Annotated in this window: 10 protein-coding genes; 5 read left to right on the top strand and 5 right to left on the bottom strand. The window is 63.3% G+C overall.

Annotation, left to right across the window (positions count from 1 at the left end; all coding sequences use genetic code 11):
• Positions 1-11: 11 nt before the first annotated feature.
• The gene (locus tag NKI61_RS19850) at positions 12-470 is read right to left on the bottom strand and encodes an SRPBCC family protein (protein WP_352840352.1); all 459 of its coding nucleotides are present in this window, start codon (positions 468-470) and stop codon (positions 12-14) included.
• A 143-nt stretch (positions 471-613) separates the two neighbouring features.
• On the opposite strand from NKI61_RS19850, the gene NKI61_RS19845 reads away from it, so the two are divergent.
• The 3 genes from NKI61_RS19845 to NKI61_RS19835 all read left to right on the top strand — a co-directional run bounded on the left by NKI61_RS19845 (position 614) and on the right by NKI61_RS19835 (position 4,705).
• Positions 614-2,419: an IlvD/Edd family dehydratase gene (locus tag NKI61_RS19845; RefSeq protein ID WP_023806313.1), complete on the top strand. Its 1,806-nt coding sequence runs from the start codon at positions 614-616 to the stop codon at positions 2,417-2,419.
• Positions 2,420-2,750: 331 nt separating this feature from the next.
• Positions 2,751-4,232 carry a flavin monoamine oxidase family protein gene (locus tag NKI61_RS19840; protein ID WP_023745243.1) on the top strand — a complete coding sequence of 494 codons (1,482 nt, stop codon included), beginning with the start codon at positions 2,751-2,753 and terminating at the stop codon, positions 4,230-4,232.
• A gap of 110 nt (positions 4,233-4,342) precedes the next feature.
• Positions 4,343-4,705 carry a hypothetical protein gene (locus NKI61_RS19835; protein ID WP_081726128.1) on the top strand — a complete coding sequence of 121 codons (363 nt, stop codon included), beginning with the start codon at positions 4,343-4,345 and terminating at the stop codon, positions 4,703-4,705.
• Positions 4,706-4,722: 17 nt separating this feature from the next.
• Here the strand turns inward: NKI61_RS19835 and NKI61_RS19830 are convergent, their stop codons facing one another.
• Both NKI61_RS19830 and pdxR read right to left on the bottom strand, forming a co-directional pair.
• Entirely contained in the window at positions 4,723-6,342 is a 1,620-nt protein-coding gene (locus NKI61_RS19830; protein WP_352840351.1) for a trimethylamine methyltransferase family protein, read from the bottom strand.
• A gap of 206 nt (positions 6,343-6,548) precedes the next feature.
• Positions 6,549-8,042: a MocR-like pyridoxine biosynthesis transcription factor PdxR gene (gene pdxR, locus NKI61_RS19825; protein ID WP_352840350.1), complete on the bottom strand. Its 1,494-nt coding sequence runs from the start codon at positions 8,040-8,042 to the stop codon at positions 6,549-6,551.
• 427 nt (positions 8,043-8,469) lie between these two features.
• Between pdxR and pgi the strand changes: the two genes are divergently transcribed.
• Both pgi and NKI61_RS19815 read left to right on the top strand, forming a co-directional pair.
• Entirely contained in the window at positions 8,470-10,113 is a 1,644-nt protein-coding gene (gene pgi, locus NKI61_RS19820; protein WP_023745245.1) for a glucose-6-phosphate isomerase, read from the top strand.
• Positions 10,110-10,841 carry an HAD family hydrolase gene (locus NKI61_RS19815; RefSeq protein WP_023745246.1) on the top strand — a complete coding sequence of 244 codons (732 nt, stop codon included), beginning with the start codon at positions 10,110-10,112 and terminating at the stop codon, positions 10,839-10,841. Before pgi ends, NKI61_RS19815 begins: the two co-directional genes overlap by 4 nt.
• Positions 10,842-11,217: 376 nt before the next feature.
• Here NKI61_RS19815 and NKI61_RS19810 read toward each other — a convergent pair whose 3' ends face one another.
• Both NKI61_RS19810 and NKI61_RS19805 read right to left on the bottom strand, forming a co-directional pair.
• Positions 11,218-11,925 carry a class I SAM-dependent methyltransferase gene (locus NKI61_RS19810; protein ID WP_031198174.1) on the bottom strand — a complete coding sequence of 236 codons (708 nt, stop codon included), beginning with the start codon at positions 11,923-11,925 and terminating at the stop codon, positions 11,218-11,220.
• Positions 11,926-11,953: 28 nt separating this feature from the next.
• Positions 11,954-13,945 (bottom strand): long-chain fatty acid--CoA ligase, encoded by a 1,992-nt coding sequence (locus NKI61_RS19805; RefSeq protein ID WP_023682052.1) that lies wholly within the window; start codon positions 13,943-13,945, stop codon positions 11,954-11,956.
• Positions 13,946-14,308: the final 363 nt, after the last annotated feature.

Genomic DNA, 14,308 nt, shown 5'->3' with positions numbered 1-14,308 from the left:
GCACCCTCCCCTCAAGGGGGAGGGGAACCCACCTTCTCGCCAAAGCTTGAAAAGAACTGCAAGGCCAGCTTCTTCGAAGTCGATTCGATGAGCCGGCTGCCGAGTTGGGCGATCTTGCCGCCGACGTCGGCTTTGGCCGCGTATTTGAGGACCGTCGCATCCGGCCCGTCCGCCGTCAGCGTCACGTCGGCGCCACCCTTGGCGAAGCCGGCAATACCGCCCTTGCCCTCGCCCTGGATGGTGTAGGAGTGCGGCGGCTTCAGGTTCTTCAACGTCACCTCGCCGTTGAATGTCGCCTTGATCGGACCGATCTTCAACACCACCGTCGCCGCCATTTCGGTCGGCGATTTCATCTCCAGGTGCTGGCAGCCGGGAATGGTCGCCTGCAAAACCTTCGGGTCGTTCAGCGCGTCCCACACTTTCTGCAGGGGGGCGGCAATGCGTTCCTCGCCTTCGATCACCAAAGCCATCGACACCTCCCGGACAGACTTCGAAGGCCTAACGCACGGTCTGGTCTGTGTCTATCGCACCAAAGTCCGGTTGCGACGGTGCGCCCTCTTGCCTGCTTCCGCGCGTTGCCATATCGATTTGTCTTACAAATACGGAGACCATGATGGCAGGCGCCCCCACCGGAAAGAAGAAGTTTCGCTCGCAGGAGTGGTTCGACAATCCCGACAATCCAGGCATGACCGCGCTCTACCTCGAGCGCTACCTGAACTACGGCCTGACGCGGGCCGAGCTGATGTCGGGCAAGCCGCTGATCGGCATCGCCCAGACCGGCTCGGATCTGTCGCCATGCAACCGCCACCATATCGAACTGGCCAAGCGCGTGCGCGAAGGCATCGTCTCGATGGGCGGCATCCCCTTCGAATTCCCGTGCCATCCGATCCAGGAGACCGGCAAGCGCCCGACCGCGGCACTCGACCGCAACCTTGCCTATCTCGGCCTGGTCGAAGTGCTTTACGGCTATCCGCTCGACGGCGTCGTGCTGACCATCGGCTGCGACAAAACCACGCCGGCGCTGCTGATGGCGGCGGCCACCGTCAATATTCCGGCCATAGCACTTTCGGTCGGACCGATGCTCAATGGCTGGCACAAAGGCAAGCGCACGGGATCCGGCACCATCGTCTGGGAATCGCGCCAGCGGCTCTCCGCCGGCGAGATCGACTATGACGAGTTCATGGACATCGTCGCCTCATCGGCGCCGTCGACCGGCTATTGCAACACCATGGGCACCGCCACCACGATGAACTCGCTGGCCGAGGCGCTCGGCATGCAATTGCCGGGTTCGGCCGCCATTCCCGCACCCTACCGCGAGCGCGGCCAGATCTCCTATGAGACCGGCAAGCGCATCGTCGAGATGGTGCATGAGGATCTGAAGCCGTCCGACATCATGACGCGCAAGGCCTTCGAGAACGCCATTGTCGTCAATTCGGCGATTGGTGGCTCGACCAATGCGCCGATCCACCTCAACGCGATTGCCCGTCATCTCGGCGTGCCGCTCACCAATGACGACTGGCAGACGGTCGGCCTCCATGTGCCGCTCATCGTCAATCTGCAGCCATCGGGCGAATATCTCGGCGAAGACTATCACCATGCCGGCGGCGTGCCGGCTGTGGTGGCCGAGTTGATGAAGGCCAAGCTGCTGCCTTATCCCGAAGCGATGACCGTCAATGGCAAGACTATCGGTGACAATTGCAAGGGTGTCGCCAACGAGAACACCGACGTCATCCGCACCGTCGCCGAGCCGCTGAAGGCCAATGCCGGCTTCATCAATCTCAGCGGCAATCTGTTCGATTCCGCAATCATGAAGATGAGCGGCATCTCGCCGGAATTCCGCGAGCGCTATCTCTCCAACCCGAACGACCCGGAAGCCTTCGAAGGCAACGCCATGGTCTTTGACGGTCCGGAGGACTACCACGCCCGCATCGACGATCCGGCGCAAGGCATCGACGAGCACACCATCCTGTTCATGCGCGGGGCCGGCCCGATCGGCTATCCCGGCGGCGCCGAGGTGGTCAACATGCAGCCGCCCGCCTATCTCATCAAGAAGGGCATTCACGCGCTGGCCTGCATCGGCGATGGCCGCCAGTCGGGCACATCGGGCTCGCCCTCTATCCTCAACGCTTCGCCGGAAGCCGCCATTGGCGGCGGCCTGGCGCTGCTCAAGACCGGCGACCGTGTGCGCATCGATTTACGGAAAGGCACTGCCAACATCCTCGTCACCGACGAGGAAATCACGCGCCGCCGTGCCGAACTGCAGGTCGATGGCGGCTATCATTATCCCAAGCATCAGACGCCATGGCAGGAGATCCAGCGCTCCATGGTCGACCAGTTCTCGGAGGGCATGGTGCTGAAGCCGGCGGTGAAATACCAGGACGTCGCCCATACCAGCGGCGTGCCGAGGGACAACCACTGAGCACCCGCTTGATATGAAAATGCCGGCCTGATCGGGCCGGCATGAAAGCCTTGGCGTAAGCTTGTTTGGATGGCGGCCTCAGGGTGGAGGCGGGCCGGACGAAGCGGCGATGGCTGTGATGCCGGAGAGTCGTCCTGCCTTGCGGATGACTGGTGTGTGATACTGTTTCTTCATAGGACCCGTTGCCCGTTTAGATCACTGCTCGCACGCCAACTGATCCCACCTGTCAGTATGACATTGCAGTCCTCGTCAGTTTCGGGTTTTTTGACACGAAATCAAGAGGGGTCCAGAGAGTCGTCCATGATGATGGTTTTCCGCCACGGGCGTATCCTTGCCGCCTAGCCCGATCGACATTGCCCCGGTCGACATTGCTATTGTCGGCGCGGGCATGGCCGGTCTCTTCCTGGCGTGGCGCTTGTCCCAAAGTGAAAAGCCCGCAAGGATCGCTGTTTTCGAATCCGCCGGTCGCGTCGGCGGTCGGGCCTCCACGGTCTCATTTCCCGGAGAGCCGAACTTCGGCATCGATCTCGGCGCGATGATGCTGATGCCGCAACATCGGCTGCTCAAAAAACTCATGGCGACGCTGGATGTAAAGCTGTCGGGTATGGACGTCGTCACCGGCGCCAACCGGCTCCATCTGCGCGGTAGGAGCCTGCCCTACGCCGCTATATCGCGCTTTGCGCCGCGCCGCCTGTTTGCCTATGACGTGACGCGTCGGCTGCAGGAAAAAGGCCCGTCCCGCCTGCTGCGAAAGGCGGCAGCACTGATCCTGCCGGGTTCGGAGGCCTTCGGCAGCGCCGAATGGAACGGCGCCGCAGGCTTCGTTTATCGCGGCCGCAAGCTGGCGGATTGGGCGACTTGGGATGTGCTGGCGACGGTCTTGACCCCGGAGGAAATGGCTTTTGCCGAGGACGCGGTGGGCTATTCGTTGCTCCTGCGTGGACCCAACGCCGCCGAGACGTTCAGGCTTGCGCTCGGCGAGCTGAGCGGCGGCCGCTCCTATTGTTCCCCCGATGGCGGGTTCCAGCCGGTTGCGGAGCGAATGGCCGGGCGGATCGCTGTCAGCGGCGGCGCCGTCCATCTCGATCACACCGTGACCGCCATCGCCCGCTCGGCGCAAGGGATGGTCTTGTCTGTCGAGGGGCAGGGCGGGACGGTCGAGGCGCGCAAGGTCGTGCTGGCGTTACCGGTCCGCCCCCTGCGGACCCTGCTGGAAAAGTCCGGCATCGAGCAGCCCAGCGATCTGCCGGCACCGGAACCCTGGCCGATGCTCACGCTGGCCGCCTGCTATGCCAGCCCGTGGTGGGCTCGAAACGGCATCGCGGCCGGCCACAGCGTGACCGATCTGCCGGCTCGCCAGATATGGCAGTTCACAAAAGCGGACGCTCGCGACGCGACGATTCGTCGGAGCGTCGCCATGGCCTATTGCGATGGCAAGCACATGGTATTCTGGCGCTCACTGCTGCCTGAGCTCGCTCGGCGCCACGGCTTTGCGGTTTTGGCCGAGGGACATTCCGCGCTGGAGGCCTTTCACGGCCAGATGGTCGAAGTCCATGGCAAACACGGCGCCATCTCGAAACCCATCGGCGGGTTTGCGCAGGATTGGGGTGCGCCGGCCTATGGCGGCGCGTCGCATGTCTGGGACCGTGGCATAGATATCTCCGGTATAAAACTGGCGAGCCATACGCTCGCTCCGGGCATTCATGTCTGTGGCGAAGCGTGGTCCAACAATCACGGCTGGATCGAGGGCGCGCTGGAAAGTGCGGAAGACCTGTTGCAGCGGGAATTCGGGCTCGACGCCTGGTTTGCCTGAGACTCCGGAAAGGCGATGAAAAACGATCCTACATTCCCATATGAGTGGTCGGCTATCGGACGGAAAGTATCAACGTGACTAAACGGCGCTCTTCCCTCGGTTTCCTCGGCATGTTCGGCCGCTCGGGTGACTTGCGGGAACTGGACAACGCGCTGCGCGGCGCCGACCTTCACCCGGCACTGGTGCCAGAGGGAGTAAAGCTCACCATCGTCAATCTGATGAAGGATCACTGGCCGGACGAGCCCCCGCCAGAGGCTTATCGGTCCGTGGCGCAGCTGTTTGGTTATTGCATCGCAGGCCCACAAACCTTTGAGCAGGCCAATGGGCCGGAGCGGCGGCTGGACGCTGAGCGCCGCATCGAGGCAGCGCTTGAAACCGGCGACAGCCTGGATGCCCAGATCGTGCTGATGGCGCTGCATGGCAAGCTGATCAGCGCCGAAGTCGTCGAGCGCTTTGGGCTAAGTGCGGACTGACCTTCGTAAGGTGAAGCTTACCCGCCCATGCCGCTGCGTGGCAGCTTGATCATCTCGCCGAAGCGGGCGCGCAATTTGTCGTCTAGCAGCTTCGGCACATGGCGCGGGAAGCGCTCGGCAAGCACGCGCTTCTTTTCGATGATCGCCCGCTGCAAGATGTCGGGCCGGCCCTTCTCGTTCCATTCCTTGGGCGAAAAGCGGTCGCCGACGGCCGGATAAAAATACTCGGTCTGCATCAGGCGCAGCGTCTGCTCGTTGCCGAGATAGTGGCCTGGGCCATTCATGCAGACTTCGGTGATGGTGTCGATCGACAGCGCTTCGTCGGTCACTTCGATGCCCCGCACGCAGCGCAGGCAGTGGCCCAGCATGTCATTGTCTATGATCAGGCTCTCCAGGCAAAAGCCGAGCAGCGAGGCGTGCATGCCCGCCGATTCATAGACCAGATTGAGGCCGGCAAGACCGGCCATCACGTCGGTGATCCCCTTTTCATAGCCGGACTGGATGTCGGGCAGTTTCGAATCCGTCATGCCGGCGGCCGAGCCGCCCGGCAGGTCGTAGAACTGCGCCATCTGCGCGCAGGCCGAAGTCAGTACTGCCTGCTCGGCCGAGCCGCCCGACATGGCGCCGGTCCTCAGGTCGGAGACGAACGGCCAGGTGCCGAAGATCGCCGGATGCCCGGGCTCGATGGCGTTGACGTAGATGAGGCCGACCAGCACTTCGGCCACCGCTTGCACCACAGCGCCGGCAATCGCCGCGGGAGCGGTGGCGCCGGCCTGGCCGGCCGATAGAAGCAGGATCGGGATGCCGCCGTCGACACAGGCTTCGAGCACGCCGCAGGCGTCCTCGGCAAACTTCATCGGCGGCACGACGAAGCAATTGGAGTTTGACACGAACGGCCGGGCGCGAAAGTTCTCCTCGCCGCCGGCGATCGCATAAAGCATTTCCAGCGCCGGCTGCACGTTCTCGCGCACCGTGAACGAGGTGCCGACATGCTTCGACGTGCCCATCACGCAGGCGTAGAGCGTGTTGAAGTCCATTTCGAGCGGATCGGGAATGTCGCGCGGCACCATCGGCCGCTGGAAGAAATGGATGTTGTCGAGCCCTTCGACGAGGCGAGCGGCATCATAAATGTCCTGCACCAGCGACTCGCGGTATTCGCGCTTTTCGACATCGACCAGATGCACCGCCGCACCCGCCGTGCCGTAATGCACGCGCTTGCCCTGGATCAGCATGTCATGCCTGGGGCCCTGGCCGTGCAGCGTAAAATTTCGCGCGGCTCGTCTGATCGTGTCCATCACAAGCCCGCGTGGGAAACGGACGCGGCCGTCATCGCCGTAAACGGCGCCGACCCCGGTCAGCGCCTCGACGCAGGAGGGAATGGCATTGGCGAAGCCGACGGTCTCCAGCAGCGTCAGCACCGCTTCATGGATGCGCTCCTGGTCGTTCCGGTTGAGCGGGCCGTAACTGCCGCCTTCAAGCCCGGCACGTACCGGCCTGATGTCGTCGGCCAAAGGTGCTGCCCGCATGGCGCGGCGCGCTTCGCGCCCGCCGGATCGTCGCGAACGCTGGTCGGCTGATGTATCTTTAGGAGCCACATCCTTAAGAGCCGCATCCTGCTGCTCAACAGCCACTGACATGGGGGGCACTCCACCTTTAGCTTGCGAAACACGACGCGGTGATTGGTCCACCGTCGGCCTGCTTCGTCCCTCTGTCAGCCGACTATGCCGTTGCCATTGGCCCAGCCTATGGGCCAGTCAACGCAGCCGAGTATGCCAGAGAGCTAATGCAGAATGTTGGTGATCATGCCAAGGGCCGGGCTGTTCAAAGCCCCGGCACAGGCAAATCAGGCTGCAGCGGGCCTGCGTCCGGCTGCGGTCGCGAGCTCGCGAATACCCGGCTCGATGTGCTGCAGTGCGATCGAGGAAATGCCCAAGCGCATGAAACGCGACGGCTTTTCGGTGCGATCGAAGAAGCGATCGCCCGGCTCGATGATGACGCTGCGCGAGGCCGCGGCCTCGGCCAGTCCACGTGAATCGGTGCCGCGCGGGCCTTCCAGCCAGAGCGATGTGCCGCCGGCCGAATGGGTCGAGCGCCATTCCGGCAGGAATGCGGAAATCGCATGGACCAGACGCTTGCGCCGCTCGTCGAAGGCCGACGACAGCCGCCGCACCAGGGCTTCGTGATGGCCGAGCGACAGGAACAGCGCGACCGCGCGCTGGTTGTTGGCCGGCGGGTGCCTGAGCATGAAGCGACGCAGCGCCCTGAGCTCGGAGATTAGTCCAGCCGAAGCGACGATGTAGCCAAGCCGCAGGCCCGGAGCCAGCGTCTTCGACATCGAGCCGACATAGACGACGCGACCCGAGCGATCGAGGCTCTTCAGCGCCTGCTGCGGCGCCTCGTCGAGAAGCTGGCTGTCATAGCCGTCCTCGATGATGATCTGGTTGTGGCGGTTGGCGCGCGCCAGAAGGTCCTGCCGCCGCTCCGCCGACAGCGGCACCATGGTCGGGCAGTGGTGGCTGGGGGTGACGAAGACAAAGCCGGAATCGTTGGGAATGGACGAGGTGACGATGCCGGACTGATCGACCGGAACCGGCTGGATTTCGGCGCCTGCCAAGCGGAAGATCGAGCGCGCGTCGGGGTATCCCGGGTCTTCCATCGCGACCTTGGAGCCCTTTGTCATCAGCAGTGTCGCCAGCATATAGAGCGCGTTCTGGGCGCCCAGCGTGACGATGATCTCGTCCGGATTGGCGAAGATGCCGCGCCGCGGCAACAGCCGCGCCTGGATCTGCTCGATCAAGAGCGGATCGTCACGATCGACCATGTCGGAGGCCCAGTTGCGGATTTCGAGCACGGCCAGCGCCATGCGGTTGCACTCACGCCATTCGGCTGTCGGGAACAGCGCCGGGTCGAACTGGCCGTAGACGAAGGGGTAGGAGGACTTGATCCAGTTGTCGTGCTTGGCCGGTGGCGGCATGTCGCTGGCGGCGATCTGCCGGCGTGCCTTCCAGTCGATCTCGTTCTGCTGGTCGGGCGCCTTCTGGTGCGGCTTGGCGGGGGTGGCCAGCACATCCGGATTGACGAAATGGCCGCGCCGTTCGCGCGCCACCAGGAAACCTTGGTCGACCAATTGCTGGAACGCCAGCACCACAGTGCCGCGCGCGACGCCGAGTTTTTCAGCCAGGATGCGGCAGGACGGAAGCGGCATCGAAGCGGCGATCTGCCGGTCGAGAATGGCGGCGACGATCGCCTGACGGATCTGCGCCTGCAGGGTCTGGCCCGATTCCGCCGAAATCCGGAACAGGCCGGACCATATGGCCGTGTCGTTACGCTGTGGCATGGAAGGTGTTCCTCGATGGCCAGTCTTTTTTGCTTGGCTGGACCAGCGGAAGGTAACCGTGGCACAAGGGGTTGCGCCAATCAATTTTTCTGATCGCTGGGATTTATGCCAGTGATCTATGCGCGACGCGCAGCGTCGTCGCATCCCCGGGTGACGCTTGCGTCATCCCGCAGCGCGGACGCCCGCGCGATGCGAAGCGTCGTCGCGCCTCATTATCCCCAGCGCGACGCGCAGCGTCGTCGCTACTCCCATCAAATCATCCAGCGCGGCGCGCAGCGTCATAGCTCCATCACATCGCACTATGTTGCACTGCGTCATCCCCACGCATTGAAACATGCGGAATTCGGCTCAATAAGATCAGCGCGACGACACGCGCCGGAAACATCCGGTCTGATAAGATGTCGTGAAAAACGATCAGGAGCCGAAAGTGGATCATTCCTCCTTCGACAAACAGCTTGTCGCCTTGCGTGCTGCGCGCGCGGCGGCATCGGGTACGATGCGCGAGGCTTTTGCCGCCGACCCCAAGCGCTTCGAGACGTTCTCGGCCAGCGACGGCGACCTTTTGCTCGACTGGTCGAAATGCGCGGTCGACCAGGGCACGATGGAACTGCTCGAGAAGCTCGCCGCCGCCGCCGATCTCGAAGGTCGCCGCGCCGCAATGTTTTCCGGCAAGAAAATCAACATCACCGAAGACCGCGCCGTGCTGCACACGGCGCTGCGCAACCTCTCGGGCAAGGGCGTCACCGTCGATGGCCAGGACGTCAAGGCGGATGTGCTGTCCGTGCTCGACGCCATGGGCGCTTTCGCCGACGCCATTCGCTCCGGCAAGGCCGCCGGCGCCACCGGCAAGAAAATCACCGACATTGTCAACATCGGCATTGGCGGCTCCGATCTCGGCCCGGCCATGGCGACGCTGGCGCTGGCGCCCTATCACGACGGCCCGCGCGCGCACTACGTCTCCAACATCGACGGCGCCCATATCCACGACACGCTGAAGGGCCTGTCGGCCGAAACCACCCTGTTCATCATCGCCTCGAAGACCTTCACCACGGTCGAGACGATGACCAATGCCGAGACGGCGCGCGAATGGGTGCAGAAGGCGCTCGGCAAGGAAGCTGTCGGCAAGCATTTCGCCGCCGTCTCGACCGCGCTCGACCTGGTTTCCAAGTTCGGCATCGAAGCGGATCGCGTGTTCGGCTTCTGGGACTGGGTCGGCGGCCGCTATTCGCTGTGGGGCGCCATCGGCCTGCCGGTGATGATCGCCATCGGCCCGCGCAACTTCCGCGCCTTCCTCGATGGCGCGCATGAGATGGACGAGCACTTCCGCACCGCACCCCTGCAGAAGAACCTGCCGGCGCTGCTGGGGCTGGTCGGCTGGTGGCATCGCGTGATCTGCGGTTATCCGGCGCGTGCGGTCATCCCTTATGACCAGCGCCTTTCCAGGCTGCCGGCCTATCTGCAGCAGCTCGACATGGAATCGAACGGCAAGGGCGTCACCCTCGACGGCACGCCGGTGACGACGCCGACCGGACCGCTGGTCTGGGGCGAGCCCGGCACCAATGGCCAGCACGCCTTCTTCCAGCTGCTGCACCAGGGCACCGATTTCATCCCGGTCGAGTTCCTTGCCGCTGCCGTCGGCCATGAGCCGGATCTGAAGCACCAGCACGATCTACTGCTTGCCAATTGCCTGGCCCAATCGGAAGCGTTGATGAAGGGCCGCACGCTGGACGAGGCTCGCGCGCAGATGCTGGCCAAGGGCATGAAGCCGGCCGATGTCGACAGAATAGCCCCGCACCGCGTCTTCTCCGGCAACCGCCCCTCGGTGACGATCCTCTACCGCAAGCTCGACCCGCGCACCTTCGGCCGGCTGATCGCGCTTTACGAGCACCGCGTCTTCGTCGAAGGCACTCTGTTCAACATCAATTCCTTCGACCAATGGGGCGTCGAGCTCGGCAAGGAGCTGGCGACCGGCCTGTTGCCAGTCGTGGAAGGCAAGGAGAGCGCCGCCAAGCGCGACGCATCGACGGCCGGGCTGGTGGCGCGCATCCAGCAACTGCGGGGGGCTCAATGAAAAATCCGGCCGACATCAAGGGCATCTTGTTCGACAAGGACGGCACGCTTGTCGATTTCAACGCGACCTGGCTCGGCATCGCCGATTTCATGGCCATGGATGCCGCCGAGGGCGATCGCTGGAAAGCCGACAGGCTGCTTTCAGCGGCGGGCTTCGATTTTGTCGCCAAGCGCTTCAAGCCGGATTCCATCTTCGCCTCGGGCACCAACATGGATGTCGTCGAACTATGGTTCCCGCGCCTGTCCGACGAGGACCAGATGCTGGCCGTCGCCCGCTTCAACGAGATCACCTCGGTGCAAGGCTCATCGATGGCGGTGGCCCTGCCCGGCATCGTCGCGGCGCTGACGGCTCTGCACAAGGGATCCTACCGGCTCGGCGTCGCCACCAATGATTCGACTGCCGGTGCGGAAAAGACCATGGTCACGCTTGGCGTCGCGCAGCTGATCACCGCCGCCTATGGCTATGACGCGGTCGCCAATCCGAAACCGGCGCCGGACACGATCGTCGCCTTTTGCGACCTGACCGGGTTGAAGGCGTCCGAGATCGCCATGGTCGGCGACAACCGCCACGACCTGGAGATGGCGCGTGCCGGCGGCTGCGGTCTGGCGGTCGGCGTGCTCTCCGGCACCGGCACGCGTGAATCGCTGTCGGCGATCGCCGATGTCGTTTTGGATTCGGTCGCCGATTTGCCAGACTTTCTCTCGGCGCGGGTCAAGGAGACGGTCTGAAGGGGGCCTGGGGCAAACTCAATTCGACTCGAGATTTCCCGCCAATGGCCGAGTTGGGCGAAGCAGCCCATGAAAACTATGGAGCTTCTGGTTTGTTTTCGGACATAGTGGGCCACTCATCAGCAGAGCAAACGTACCCGCATTTGCCGCACCTGATCTTGGCGCTTGCGTTATCGATGTCTTCGCCCGGCTGAAGGTCGAAGCCGCGATTTTCGCACTTTGGGCAAACTGTGAAACCGATACGTTGAACAACTTTAATCCACGCCATTCGACTTCTCCTATCAACGGCTAATCGAATCTATTTTCTGCCCCTTGAGGTTTGTCCACAATGAGTAGAATCCGGCCATTCAGAGCGACTGGGCTTTGCCGCGTCGCGCTAGCAATCTTCCGGCTCGAACCAAAACACACCGCTCGGCTTGGTCACATCACCCTTTGCGTCGCCGAAATCCGGCACCTGATATTCGGCGAGCAATCGTAGCCGCGACAGCGGCAGATCGGCGCGGCGGGGATCGCCGACCAGCACCTCGATGCCGGCTGCCAGGCAGCGGTCGAGGAACGGGATCACCCGCAGAGCAACCTCGCGGCCGTAGAACACGTCGCCGGCAAGCACGAGATCGACCGCTGGCGGCGGGCCCGTGGTGATATCCTGGTCGACAATGGTGATCTCGACGCCGTTGGCTAACGCGTTGAGGCCGATCGCGGCGACGCCGTTGCGATCGCTCTCGGCGGCGATCACCGCGCTGGCGCCGGCCTTGGCGGCGGCGATGCCGACGAGGCCCGAGCCGGCGCCGAGGTCGAGCACGCGGTGACCGGCCACGATTTGCGGATGGTCGAGTATATAGCGCGCCAGCACGGCGCCGCCGGCCCAGGCATAGGCCCAGTAGGGCGGCTGCGGCTCAGCTTCGTGCTCCTCGGTCTGGCTGCCGTCTTCCGGTCCATGAGCTCGCCACTCGACAAGCCGCCTCAGGCCGCTGCCGGAATGAGCCGTATAGAGCTGGATTTCACGAAGGGCGGGAACGGGCGCAAGCCGCAGGTTCGCCTTGATGAACACTACTGCATCGGGACGCCGACTATCGTCCGCCATCCCGCCGTCGCCAGGCTCGCCGTTCAAATTATTCCCGCAGCGCCCGGCGCAAAATCTTGCCCACCGGCGTCTTCGGCAGCTCGGTCCTGAACTCGATGTATTTCGGCCGCTTGTAGCCGGTCAGGTTCTCGCGACAATACGCAGTGATTGCCTCAACGGTCAGCGCCGGATCCTTCTTGACGATGAACAGCTTCGGCACTTCGCCCGAATGCTCGTCCGGCACGCCGACCGCCGCCACTTCGAGCACGCCCGGATGCTGGGCGACGACTTCCTCGAGTTCGTTGGGGTAGACGTTGAAGCCGGAGACCAGGATCATGTCCTTCTTGCGGTCGACGATCTTGGTGTAGCCGCGCTCGTCCATGAAGCCCATGTCGCCGGATTTGAAAAACCCGTCCTTGGTCATCACCTTGGCGGTCTCGTCCGGCCGGTTCCAGTAACCGGCCATGACCTGCGGCCCGCGAATGCAGATCTCGCCGACCTCGCCGAGCGGCAGGTTGTTGCCGTCATCGTCGCGGATGACGATCTCGGTCGACGGCAGCGGCAGGCCGATCGTGCCGGTGAAATTGCTGTCGCTGAACTTGTTGGCGGTCGCCACCGGCGAGGTCTCCGACAGCCCGTAGCCCTCGGTGATCGAATTGCCGGTCAGCGCCTTCCAGCGCTCGGCAACCCCCTTCTGCACCGCCATGCCACCACCCAGCGTCATGATCAGCGGCTTGAAGTCGAGCTTGCGGAAATCCTCGTTGTTGAGCAGCGCGTTGAACAGCGTGTTGAGGCCGGGGAAAATGTGCATCGGGTATTTCTGCAGCTCCTTGACGAAGCCGGGAATGTCGCGCGGGTTGGGAACGAGCACGTTCTGGGCGCCCTGCTGCATGCCCATCAGCGCGTTCACCGTCAGCGCGAAGATATGGTAGAGCGGCAGTGCGCAAATGAAATTGAGATGCGCCGGTTTCGGCTTGATCGCATAGGCGTCCTGCAGCCACAGCGTGTTCTGCGCGACATTGGACAGCACATTGGAGTGCAGCAGCACAGCACCTTTGGAAATCCCCGTGGTGCCGCCTGTATATTGCAGGAAGGCGACGTCGCTGGCTTCCATCTTGGCCGGCTTGAAGGCGATGCCGGCGCCGGCCTTCACCGCCGCATTGAACTTGACATGGCCGGGCAGCGACCAGGCCGGCACCATCTTTTTCACCCGGCGCACGACCAGGTTGACGATCGTGCCCTTGAGGCCGCCGAGCATGTCGCCCATCGCCGCGACCACCACATGCTTGACCGCCGTCCTGGCAATCACCGCGTCCAGGGTGCTGGCGAAATTCTCCAGAATGACGATCGCCTGCGCGCCGGAATCCTTGAGCTGATGTTCGAGCTCGCGCGGCGTGTAGAGCGGATTGATGTTCACCACGACATAGCCGGCGCGAAGCACGGCCATCATCGCCACCGGATATTGCAGCACATTCGGCATCATCAGCGCCACGCGTGCGCCTTTCTGCAGGCCCTTCGATTGCAGATAAGCGCCGAAGGCGGCCGATTGCCGCTCGAGTTCGGCATAGGAGATCGACTTGCCCATGCAGACGTATGCCGGCTGGCCGGAAAACTGCTTGCAGGCGCCGACGAGGAAGTCGCCGATCGAACTGTAGGGCAGGGCGCCGATCTCCGCCGGCACGACTTTCGAATAGCTTTTTAGCCATGGCTTTTCCGGCAAGCCCGCGGCAAGCGCCGTCAGCGTATTCGGCAGTTTTTTGGCCGCGCCCGGCGACGGCTTCGAGGCGGGCTTCGCCGCGGCTGTCTTCGCGGCTGGCGGCTGGGCGGGCTTTGCAGCGGGTGTTGTCTTCGCCGCGCGCTTGACCGCAGGTTTCGCTGCCGGGTTGGCGCTTGCCTTCGCCGGCGTCGAGGTTGCCGTTGGCTTGACGGCGGGAGTGGCTTTGGCCGGTGGCGCTTTCGACTTGGCGGCAGCGGCGGCCGGTTTTGAAGCTTTCGCCGCTTTTGCTTTCGCCGGGGCCGTTGTCTTTGTTGCTTTCGCCACCTCTAGCCTCCCTCGGTCGTTCTGTTGCCTGCTCCTGCTGCGCCGCCTCGATGTGGTGAGGCGTCCTCCGCTGCAGCGATGTCGCGGATTCCCGGAAAATCCAGCGTGTCATCTATCTATTGCGACTATCGGCGGCCGTGCAAGTCTTGCCCCAGCGGCAGGACGGCAAAGATTTGCCGTCGAAATCCTTCCCGCGATGCCAGCTCAGGCAATGCCGTCCGGTCATCTCGGTGGCGAAACCCAGGCTTGTGGATTTTTGGCTTACGATTGCTGCGATCAATGAAAAAATGCGGTCGTTAACAATCCCGTGATTAGCAGATTTTGCTATTTGTTTCTGCAGTTCGTCAAAGACCGAGAAATATT

This window comes from Mesorhizobium sp. M0514 (assembly GCF_040321145.1).
In the GTDB taxonomy this organism is placed as follows: Bacteria; Pseudomonadota; Alphaproteobacteria; order Rhizobiales; family Rhizobiaceae; genus Mesorhizobium.
This window is presented reverse-complemented; position numbering and strand designations above follow the sequence as displayed.

Coding starts and splice junctions, on each gene's coding strand:
- NKI61_RS19850 (WP_352840352.1), bottom strand. CDS start 470: ATGGCTTTGGTGATCGAAGGCGAGGAACGCATTGCCGCCCCCCTGCAG.
- NKI61_RS19845 (WP_023806313.1), top strand. CDS start 614: ATGGCAGGCGCCCCCACCGGAAAGAAGAAGTTTCGCTCGCAGGAGTGG.
- NKI61_RS19835 (WP_081726128.1), top strand. CDS start 4,343: ATGTTCGGCCGCTCGGGTGACTTGCGGGAACTGGACAACGCGCTGCGC.
- NKI61_RS19830 (WP_352840351.1), bottom strand. CDS start 6,342: ATGTCAGTGGCTGTTGAGCAGCAGGATGCGGCTCTTAAGGATGTGGCT.
- pdxR (WP_352840350.1), bottom strand. CDS start 8,042: ATGCCACAGCGTAACGACACGGCCATATGGTCCGGCCTGTTCCGGATT.
- NKI61_RS19815 (WP_023745246.1), top strand. CDS start 10,110: ATGAAAAATCCGGCCGACATCAAGGGCATCTTGTTCGACAAGGACGGC.
- NKI61_RS19810 (WP_031198174.1), bottom strand. CDS start 11,925: ATGGCGGACGATAGTCGGCGTCCCGATGCAGTAGTGTTCATCAAGGCG.